Raw genomic sequence first — 9020 nt, 5'->3', positions numbered from 1 at the left:
CACCTGAGGTAAAAGTATCAAATGAATATATCTATTGTTTCTCTTGCTGCGTTTAACGAAATCAAGCTATATTTAATCCGAATTATAGGGGGGCTTGATTATGTCGCACACGAAACCGAGCTTATCGATTCAAGAAGTGAATACGGTGCTGCAGTGTCACTTTGGAAGCGAAGTAAGCCATATTATGGCTAATGAAGGCGGTAATTTCAGCAGCGTTTTTTTCTTCGAATGGGCAAATGAACCATATGTAATACGCTTCAATTCATCCAAAGAATCATTTCTGCAGGAAGAGACGATTTCAAATCTGCTTTCTTCACAAGAGTTGCCTTATCCGAAAGTTTGCGGTATCGGTGAAGAGCGGCATTTCTCCTATTGTATTTCTGAGCGAAAGCTTGGAATCGTACTGGCGGATTTGCAGGCTGAGCAAAAAATGGCCGTTGTGCCGGATTTGGTTCATGTCATCTCCAAGATGAATCAGGTTCATTTAGGACAAACAACAGGATATGGCCCGGTCATCGACGGAAAAAATGGTCAATATGCGGATTGGGAGTCATTTGTAGCATCGTTTTTTGCAGAGAATCAGGAGGGAACCTTTTGGGAAAACTGGCATGAGCTGTATCAGACGACCTGTTTAGAGCGTGATGTTTTTGAAGAGATATATTCGAGGCTGTTGGCATTTTGCAGCTATAACGCAGCACATAGACATTTTGTTCATAATGATTGTCATGAGTGGAATATTATTTCTGATGGCAGCAGCATTACCGGAATTATAGATGCAGGTTTCATCTATGGCGACTTTATGATCGATATAGCGACGATAGAAGAAGCAGTACCTGGTATAGATTTGGGTGAAGCATTCCGTGTTCATTATGAGCATTTAGGCAAACCAATTGAAAACTTTAAAGAACGGCTTATTGGAGCTCGATACTTTAAAGGTCTGGACGGTCTTCGCTTTTTTGCGAAAATGGGCTGGGATCATGCATATATCGAGCTTCGTGATAAGCTGCTATCTCTCCCTAAGGGATAAAACCTTATAATGCTTCTCTACACACTCAGAGACATTTGCACATATAATGAGAACACGCAACTGACAACATGCTGACGGTTTTTGTGCAGTTTGGATATATTTTTTTTACCATTTGAGGTATCCTTAGAATCACATTGTTTTTTAGAAAAATACTTCAGGCATCATTGTCCATGAAGTAAAGGATTGGGTGATTGAAATGATTGTTATCAAGACGAGTGAAGAAATAGCAAAGATGAAAAAAGCTGGTGAAATTTTAGCTGCTTGCCACCGAGAGCTGCGTACATTTATTCAAGCAGGCAAAACGACATTAGAGATTGATAAATTTGTCGAAGCTTTTTTGCAAAAGAATGGAGCAACTCCTGAACAAAAAGGATATCACGGTTACCCTTTTGCAACATGTGCCTCGGTTAATGATGTAATATGCCACGGTTTTCCAAGTGAGCGGGCATTAGTCGATGGTGATATCGTAACCATTGATATGGTAGTCAACCTAGACGGTTGGTTAGCAGATTCCGCTTGGTCTTATGCAGTCGGCAATATATCGGAAACATCACAAAAGCTGCTTGATGTGACAAAGGAATCCATGTATAAAGGGATAGAGCAGGCTGTAGTCGGAAACAGAATCGGCGACATATCTCATGCGATTCAAGCTTTTGCTGAAGCACAAGRCTTCTCGGTTGTAAGAGATTTTATAGGTCACGGTATTGGTCAGAAAATGCATGAGGAGCCTCAAGTGCCTCATTATGGCCCGCCGAATCGAGGTACACGTTTAAAGGCCGGGATGGTTTTGACAATTGAGCCTATGCTTAATACTGGGAAGTACCACAGCAAAATCGATGAAGACGGATGGACGGCTAGAACGATCGATGGCGGTTTATCTGCGCAATACGAGCACACGCTTGCTATTACAGAAAATGGTCCGATTATTTTAACCGAGCAATAGATTTAATAAATGAACAGACTATAGCCAATTAATATGGCCTAATGGCCACTACTATAAATTTCATTGTACTTGGCCTGCGTGCCTGTTTGTTCCTAGTGGAACAAAAGGCCACAGGCTATTTTATTTTATAGAACAAAATTCTAAGTTTAGAAACTGTCCCCAAAAGGGCGTGAGTGAGTAGACTTTATGGATGTAGAAAGAACCTTCCAATAAACTGTAAAAGTGGAAACGAAGGTTCTTTTCTCGAAAATTAATAGATGTAAAGCTTGGGTATGGATTCCGAAGTTAACTTTTTAAAACACCCTTCTTTTTAAACATTTTTTAACGACATGTTACTTTTTTAATAGGAAGAGTGTCTTATTACATATCAGGAAGAAGTTAGTCTTCATGCATATTTCGGAAAAACGCATCGATAATCAGATGAATACCTTGAAGAGAGGGAGGAGCCATATTGAGCAAAAAAATGGGATATATGTTATTAGGCGTTTTCTCTTTGCTGCTTGTCATTTTTTTATTCAACTGGCTTAGAACAAATACTGACAATTTCGGAATGCTGCAGAGCTTCTCTGTGACGATTAATAATCAATCGGATTATGATATCGTTTCGGTTGAAACTGGAATTATTTCAAGCCTTGAAAAGCATAGCTATGCAAAAATAATAAAAGSTGGCGACACGGTTCGAATAAAACCGCAATTGAAATTAACAGGTGAAGGTGCCGTATACTTGAAATATACGGATGACAGGGGAATGACGAAGGAGACTGTTGCTTGCGGTTATACAGAATCCCTTTCTGGGAGCACGAAGTTAACCGTTGATAATAATGGAGTTACAGAGAATGAACAAAAGTGTATGTAAAGCTTGTTGATCTCTCTAATGTGCAGTTCCGTATTATGCGATTTTAACTAAACGTAATGATAATAATGGTTAAACCCTTTTCTCATTTGTGAGATAAGGGTCTTTTTTGTGCGGATAATTGTCGACTGCTTTGGGTGGAACTCATCCCTTGTAAACTGTAAATCTCTAGTTAAAGTAATAAATATAACTATTATTTTTAGAGCACAATCTATATTTCTTCAGGTATTTTATTCCTTTCTGCTTTGATAAGATTTTTGTGTAAGCGTTATCAATTCGTATTAAGATAAGGGGGATGGAAATGCGAAGGAAGTTAAGTATGCTATTGGCGTTCATTTTGCTCTTCGGTATGCTGACGCCGATAGGAAGATTCGGGAACACAGCTCAAGCAGCATCTACAACAGTGCTTCAAAATGGGTTTGAGGATGGAAATGCTGGCAGCTGGCAGCCGTTTAATTGCAGCGGAGGCACTCCGCAGGCAGCCGTTTCTTCAGAGCAGGCCGCAACGGGATCAAAAGCTTTGAAGTTATCTGGGCGGGGGAGTGTTAGCTGCAGCCCGAGCATTGAGCTCAATGCTTTGCTTCAAGAGGGACATAGTTACGATATTTCGTTTAAAGTAAAGCTAGGAGCAGGTACAGATCAAGCGCATGTTACGATGAGAATGACCGATCAAACGAATAACTTTGATTGGATCGTGGGCAACCAAAACATTGATGATCAAAGCTGGACAACCTTCTCGAAAACATCGTATACGAGACCTACTGGCTCAAAAGCTATGACGATGTATTTGGAGACAGTTTCGTCGACTGCTGACGTGTTTATTGATGATCTCTTGATCGTAGATCATACACCAACTGAAAACCCTGGTAGTGGTGGAGGTACTCCGATTGGGCCATTGGAATTCGGCTATAACTTTGATGGCGGTACAGTAGAAGGCTGGAAACCAAGGGGAGAGGGCGTAGCCGTAGCGGTATCACAAGAACAGCAAAAGTCAGGCCAATACAGCTTGAAAACGACAGGCCGTTCGTTGGACTGGAACGGGCCGGCCGTTAGTGTATTCGACAAAATGACCAGAAATGCAAAATATGAGGTTACAGCTTTCGTCAAGCTTACTGAAACGCCTTCCGCTTCCAGAACGATAAAGTTATCGGCTGAACTGGATGCAAGTGGTTCATATAGCTGGGTAAGCATTGCCTCAGCAGCAGTAACTTCGACAGATTGGGTACAGCTTAAGGGGACATTTAGTTTCAATTCGAATTTAACAGATTTAAGCTTCTATGTTGAAAGTTCGGGTGTAAGTGACGCTTATTATATCGACGATATTAATGTCTTAATGACGGAACCGCCGCCTAAGACATCCCTACCTGTTCAGACAGATCTAGCGAAGCTGAAGGATGTTTATCAAAATTATTTCAAAGTAGGGGCAGCGCTAGAGCCGATTCAGCTTGAAGGGAAAAGCAGAGAACTTCTAGATATGCATTTCAGTTCAGTCGTTGCTGAGAATGCAATGAAGCCTGGTTCAATTAATTCAACAAAGGGAACTTACAATTTCGAGAGTGCGGATAGGCTTGCCAAATACGCAAGAGACAACAAAGTAAACATGCGATTCCACACGCTTGTGTGGCATGAACAAGCAGCAAACTGGATGTTTAACGATGATAATGGCACCGTATTGAGTCCAACTCCAGAAAACAAAGCGCTTGTTCTCAGTCGGCTAAAAGATTACTTAAGCGCAGTGGTACCAAGATATGCAGACGTCGCGACGGATTGGGATGTCGTGAATGAGGTCATTGATGAGGGCAGGCCGAATGGTATGCGTAATAGTTTATGGTATCAATTAACAGGCGAAGATTTCATTAAAGTTGCCTTTACTGAAACGCGTAGATTGCTCGATGAGTTGTATGCGCAGGACCCGATAAAATATGCAAAGGCTAAGGATTCCAAGCTAGTTATTAATGATTACGGAACAAATAATCCGCAAAAAGCAAACTTTTTATTAACCCTTGTAAAGAGATTAAAAGCAGAAGGTGTGCCTATTGATTCGGTTGGCCACCAAACTCATATTAACATTAGCGGACCGTCAATTCAGCAAATTTCGAATTCAATTAAGATGTTCGGTGAGGCCGGCTTCGACAACCAATTAACTGAATTTGATGTCTCGGTTTATTCGAACAACACGGATGCCTATCAAGAAGTGCCTCAAGATTTGCTTGCCAAACAAGGTTACCGTTTTAAAGAGTTGTTCGAAGAATTGAGAAATTGGATGATATGGGCAGGACAGCTGAAAATCCGGAAGGCTGGATAAGTAATGTTACCTTCTGGGGAATCGCTGACGACCATACATGGCTCCACAATCGTCCGGTCACTCGTCAAGACGCGCCATTTGCTTTCGATAAAAACTTCCAAGCGAAACCTGCTTATTGGGGAATGGTTGATCCAACGAAGCTGGTAGCGGTGAAGAAAACTGCAAATGCTGCAAATGGAAGTCCAAACCCAAGCAACATCAATGATATTTTCTGGAGTACAATTCCAGCTATTTCATTGGAGAAGAGCGGCGTATTAGATGCTGCTATGAAAGTGCTGTGGGATGAAAATAATATCTATGTAAAGGCAATCGTGACTGATCCATCGAAATTTGCTGGTGATAAGGTCGATTTGTTCGTGAAGAGCGGAAATGAAATTAAAAAGGTACAGGTTGAAAGAGGGGTAGCTAACGCTGTAGAAACGAATAAAGGTTATACAATTACTGCTGCTATTCCGTTAAGCGGAAGCGCAGTGGACAGCAAAGTATCTTTTGATATTCGCGTCACAGATTCTGGTTCAGATGACGGTACTGAGCATGGCAAGAATGGCAGTATCATTTCGTGGAGCGATCTTGGAAACAATCAAGATCAGAATAGCAGCGGTTATGGCGAGTTGACGCTTATCTCAGGAACAAAAGTATCAACTGCAAAATACGGCACGCCTATTCTCGACGGTGAAATGGATGCAATGTGGGCGAGCGCCAGCAAGCTTGCTACCCAAGTTAAAGTAGAAGGCGGCGAAGGATCTAAAGCTGAATTTTATACGATGTGGGACGATAAGCATCTTTATGTTTATGCTTTGGTAACCGACAAAAAATTGTCGGATGCGAGTCCAAACCCATGGGAACATGATTCCATTGAAGTTTTCGTAGACCAAAACAATGGAAAAACTAGCGCTTATGAGGGTGATGATGGTCAATATCGAATTAATTACAAAAATCTGCATACGGTAGGCGGTCATGCCTCTCATGACAACTACACTTCGGTGACGAAGACAGTTTATGGGACTGATAATATTGCTACGGGTTACATTGTAGAGGCTGCAATCAACTTGGATTTGATCACTCCAAGCAACGAGACGATCATTGGTTTTGATCTTCAGGTCAACAATGACGATAACGGCACGGGTAAAAGAGATAGCGTATGGATGTGGAACGATCCAACAGGAAAGTCTTATGAGAACACCTCACGATTCGGTGTGCTTGTATTAGCTGGCAAGCCTAATGGCGGCGGAGACCCTAATCCTGGCGGCAACGGCAACACAGGCAGCATTCCTGCTAATAAACCAGGGGAAATTAATGTTACTATAGATGCGAACGGCAATGCTAAGGCATCTATCAGTGCTGCCGATGTGAAAGTTGCTATTGCAGATGCTAAAGCCGGTTTGTTGAAATTCCAGGCTAAAGCTGTGGATAAGGCGAAGCAGGTCGCTTTCAATATTTCTGTTGAGCAAGTTCAAGCTGCGAAAACGGCAGGTATTAAAACCATCGAATTCAACGCTGGCCTTGCTACTGTTCAATTGCCGATTTCATTATTCGAAGCCACTGAATCGACAGGAAATATTGAACTCATTGTTAATAAAATCGCAGCCGAGACAATGTCTAGCGAGGTTCGTGAACAGATTGGAACGAATGCGGTTTATGATTTCAGCTTAATCATTGGCGGCAAGATGATAAGCCAGTTTGGAAATGGTCTGTCTGTAGATGTATCTGTGCCTTACGAGTTGAAGAATGGCGAAAATGCAAATCAAATCGTCATATTGTATATTTCTGAGGATGGGAAGCTTGAAGTGCTTGCGAATAGCAGATACGATGCTGTTACAGGTATAGCCAAGTTTATTACGACTCATTTTAGTAAATATGCTGCTGTTTCAATCGATGTAAGCTTTAAAGATATAACTTCTGTTACATGGGCGAAAGACAGTATTATCGGGCTTGCAGCTCGTGGCATCGTTACGGTTGCATCTTCACAAGCTTTTGAGCCTAATCGTTCAGTGACGAGAGCAGAGTTTATCCATATGCTTATTCAAACGCTAAACCTGAAGCAAGCAGGAGCGATCAGCACATTCCATGATGTGAAGGAAGGCGCTTGGTATTATAATTCAGTTGCTTCAGCTCAGCAATTAGGCATTGTTACTGGGTTGTCAGATGGGACATTCGGCATTAATAACAAAATAAGCCGTCAGGATATGGCAGCAATGGCATACAGAGCGTTGCAGAAAGCGGGCATTCCGTTAGAACAAGTGAACGATAAAGCCCAGTTCAACGATGCAGCAGCAATAGCTGAATATGCCAAAGAGGCTGTAGCCATGCTGCAAGCAGCAGGTACAATTAATGGCATGGGCAACGGCAGCTTCGCACCAAATCAAACGGCAAGCCGTGCACAAGCAGCTGTCATTTTATATCAGTTGCTGCAAAAATCTACGAAATAACTTCTATGTATTTCAAATACAAATGAGTTAAAAAAGAGCCGATAAGATGTTTGTTGGGATATGAGTGCTGGCCCCGTTCTGGGGCTGGCCCATATACAATTCTTCTTAACGGCTCTTGGTTTATTTTCCAACTAGTACAAATACATTGCCATCAGGGGCTTCGAATACAGCGACATGCCCAGACTCCGTAGCAAAGGGTGTTCTAATCCATTGAATTTCTTCATTTTTGCTTAACTCGTTGTGTGCTTCACGGACATCTTCAACAAGAATTTCAACTTCAGTAAATTTATTGTCAGGATGATTGCTAAGAACAAGTTCAGAGCTGTCCTTCATTGGAAATTTTAGACCGATGATTTTCCAAACAAACCCATCCTCTAATGCTCGTTCTATTTTCCAGCTTTCAGTTAGACCCATTGCAGTGTAAAAGGCAAGAGATTTCTCAATTTCGATCGTGTGAATGCAAACGCATTCTAGTTTCTTAAACATAAGGTGCAACTCCTTTGTTATCAATGAGAACATACGTTCTATAATAGATTCTACTATTTTCCRTATTGAAAAGCAACCATAAGTAGTATTATACTTTTTATGGATTGGGGGAATATAGGCATGCTTGAATTCTTGTATCACTACTATGATGAATCGACTGGTCCATTCCGCAATTTATCAGACTTAAATCCAGAGGAAGCAGATCGTGTTTTAAACGAAATCATAGTTCAAAATAAAGGCTTCGCTAGCAAACGGTCCACGGATTATTTGAAAATTCGACGGAGTCTCGAATTAAAAGCAAGAGATTTATTTATAGATAAAGGCGGCATGCCCATTCGGAAGTTTCCCCATTATATGACTCTCGGGGAATGTCCATGGCTCTTAGAATGGTATCCAGCAGGTAAAGTACTGCAAGTTCCAATGTCGAATTTCGAGTCAAATACGATTAGTTTTACTTATGGAGATTTGTTTCCGACGATGAGGTTCCAAGACGGAAAGCCTTATCGAGGTCAGGTCTATACTTTGAATGAGATCTTTGAAGTAGTAAGAGAATTTGGATTGCCTCAAGAATGGAATGCCAAAGGAGAGAGAGGACCAGAAAGATACATCGAAGTGCAAGTGTGGGATGATGAACCGTTGAACAAATGGAAGTTATAGTTCGAAAAATGCAGCGAAGCTTGACACCGCGATACACTTCCTGTATAAATACTTCTAAGCATATGAGTTAGAAATAACAACATTAGCGATTGGGACAGTAGTCTAGGACCGATAGTTGCAGCGAGCCGGGTTAGTGGAAGCCGGTACGGATGTCTTAGATGAAGCGGGCCCATGAAATGGTTTGCCGAAACGAACGAAGTTACTTAGTAGGCAAATCCGGTCATTGACCGTTACGAAAACGAGGGGTCAAGCTGCTTATTAGGCTTGGCACTTAGAGTGGTACCACGGGATCTTTATGGCTCTCGTCTCTTATTTTAGAG

At 41.7% G+C, this 9020-nt stretch carries 7 protein-coding genes and 1 other annotated feature; of the genes, 6 read left to right on the top strand and 1 reads right to left on the bottom strand.

The window, feature by feature from the left end; all coding sequences use genetic code 11:
• Nucleotides 1-100: 100 nt before the first annotated feature.
• The 5 genes from AC1DSE_RS24220 to AC1DSE_RS24200 all read left to right on the top strand — a co-directional run bounded on the left by AC1DSE_RS24220 (nt 101) and on the right by AC1DSE_RS24200 (nt 7557).
• On the top strand, nt 101-1027 hold the full coding sequence (locus AC1DSE_RS24220) for an aminoglycoside phosphotransferase family protein (RefSeq protein ID WP_477512657.1): 927 nt from the start codon (nt 101-103) through the stop codon (nt 1025-1027).
• Nucleotides 1028-1223: 196 nt separating this feature from the next.
• A complete protein-coding gene (gene map / locus AC1DSE_RS24215; protein ID WP_477528306.1) occupies nt 1224-1970 on the top strand; it encodes a type I methionyl aminopeptidase in 747 nt (248 codons plus the stop codon).
• A gap of 451 nt (nt 1971-2421) precedes the next feature.
• The gene (locus AC1DSE_RS24210; protein ID WP_477528305.1) at nt 2422-2826 is read left to right on the top strand and encodes a hypothetical protein; all 405 of its coding nucleotides are present in this window, start codon (nt 2422-2424) and stop codon (nt 2824-2826) included.
• A 298-nt stretch (nt 2827-3124) separates the two neighbouring features.
• Complete coding sequence (locus AC1DSE_RS24205) at nt 3125-5128, top strand: endo-1,4-beta-xylanase (protein ID WP_477512656.1); 2004 nt, start codon at nt 3125-3127, stop codon at nt 5126-5128.
• On the top strand, nt 5092-7557 hold the full coding sequence (locus tag AC1DSE_RS24200) for a sugar-binding protein (RefSeq protein WP_477512655.1): 2466 nt from the start codon (nt 5092-5094) through the stop codon (nt 7555-7557). The genes AC1DSE_RS24205 and AC1DSE_RS24200 overlap by 37 nt, the downstream gene beginning before the upstream one ends.
• A 120-nt stretch (nt 7558-7677) precedes the next feature.
• Here the strand turns inward: AC1DSE_RS24200 and AC1DSE_RS24195 are convergent, their stop codons facing one another.
• Nucleotides 7678-8043: a VOC family protein gene (locus AC1DSE_RS24195; protein WP_339209049.1), complete on the bottom strand. Its 366-nt coding sequence runs from the start codon at nt 8041-8043 to the stop codon at nt 7678-7680.
• A 120-nt stretch (nt 8044-8163) separates the two neighbouring features.
• On the opposite strand from AC1DSE_RS24195, the gene AC1DSE_RS24190 reads away from it, so the two are divergent.
• Nucleotides 8164-8700 (top strand): hypothetical protein, encoded by a 537-nt coding sequence (locus tag AC1DSE_RS24190; protein WP_477512654.1) that lies wholly within the window; start codon nt 8164-8166, stop codon nt 8698-8700.
• A gap of 76 nt (nt 8701-8776) precedes the next feature.
• Nucleotides 8777-9013 (top strand) — a binding site (T-box leader).
• Nucleotides 9014-9020: the final 7 nt, after the last annotated feature.

The sequence above is a fragment of the Paenibacillus sp. 01L418 genome, assembly GCF_056400045.1.
The sequence above is the reverse complement of the archived record's forward strand: the minus strand, read 5'-3'. Positions and strand labels throughout refer to the sequence as shown.

What these genes read in the sequence shown, in the direction of transcription:
- AC1DSE_RS24190 (WP_477512654.1), top strand. Translation starts at nt 8,164, where the DNA reads ATGCTTGAATTCTTGTATCACTACTATGATGAATCGACTGGTCCATTC.
- AC1DSE_RS24200 (WP_477512655.1), top strand. Translation starts at nt 5,092, where the DNA reads ATGGGCAGGACAGCTGAAAATCCGGAAGGCTGGATAAGTAATGTTACC.
- AC1DSE_RS24205 (WP_477512656.1), top strand. Translation starts at nt 3,125, where the DNA reads ATGCGAAGGAAGTTAAGTATGCTATTGGCGTTCATTTTGCTCTTCGGT.
- AC1DSE_RS24195 (WP_339209049.1), bottom strand. Translation starts at nt 8,043, where the DNA reads ATGTTTAAGAAACTAGAATGCGTTTGCATTCACACGATCGAAATTGAG.
- AC1DSE_RS24220 (WP_477512657.1), top strand. Translation starts at nt 101, where the DNA reads ATGTCGCACACGAAACCGAGCTTATCGATTCAAGAAGTGAATACGGTG.